Source organism: Aneurinibacillus danicus, assembly GCF_007991215.1.
GTDB classification, from domain to species: domain Bacteria; phylum Bacillota; class Bacilli; order Aneurinibacillales; family Aneurinibacillaceae; genus Aneurinibacillus; species Aneurinibacillus danicus.
Genome location: NZ_BJXX01000280.1, coordinates 1 through 983, shown reverse-complemented (window position 1 = coordinate 983; position 983 = coordinate 1). Strand labels below are relative to the sequence as shown.

1 protein-coding gene is annotated in these 983 nt (G+C 55.3%); it reads right to left on the bottom strand.

Annotated elements, in window-relative coordinates:
• A partial coding sequence (locus ADA01nite_RS22370; protein ID WP_170230420.1) for a flavin-containing monooxygenase occupies nucleotides 1-983 on the bottom strand: 983 nt, incomplete at both ends.

The window sequence follows — 983 nt, the reverse complement described above, 5'->3', positions numbered from 1 at the left end:
TTGGCTCGATGCATGTAAGATTGCGACTGGACAAGGACTCGATGCAGTTGCCGACCCATCGGGCCTGATATTCGTTGAGTAGTACGGGCTGGTAGAACGCACCGGGGCTACCGGGACCGTCGAGCATAAAGAGATTTGGGAAACCCGCGATCATAATGCCAAGATAATTACACGGGCCATTTGCCCAGTGCTCATGGAGCGTGATGCCGTCTCTGCCCCGGATATCCATCCTGGTCATGGCGCCCGTCACGGCATCGAAGCCTGTGGCGAATACGATGCTGTCCAGCTCATACTCCCTTCCTGCAACCACCACACCCCTGGGCGTGATCTCTTCAATCGGCGAGTTCTTGACGTCAACCAGGGTGACGTTGTCACGGTTAAACGTCTCTAAGTAGCCGTTGTCAGCGACCAGGCGCTTCATGAGAACAGGGTAATCCTTCGGTATCAACATCTCGGCGACGGCTGGATTGGAAACCCTTTCACGCATCTTCGCTCGAATGAACTCGGCCAGGGTATCATTCGCCTCTTTATTAGAAAAGACATCAGGGAATGTGTTATAAAAGCTGAGACCGCCGGACTGATATCGGGTCTCGTAATCGGCTAGACGCTCCTCGGGTGTTACTTCTAAAGCAAGCTTCCTATTCGGCTCCCCTGGTTCGAAGTTTAGCGCTACATAGCCCCCAAAGGCAGTGCGCTCGATACGCCGCCATTTCCCATAGTTCTCCTTCACCGACTTCTGGTACTCCGGAGGCATCGGGCAGTTCCGCAAAGGAACGATGTAGCCCGGCGTCCGCTGAAAGACGGTCAGGTGAGCCGCTTCCTTCGCAATGAAAGGGATGGACTGGACAGCCGAGGAGCCCGTGCCGATGACGCCAACCCGCTGTCCCGAAAAGTCGACGCCTTCGCGCGGCCACTTGGCGGTGTGATACTGCTTGCCCTTAAAAGTATCAAGCCCCTTGAAATCCGGTTTGTTTGGAGCGGAC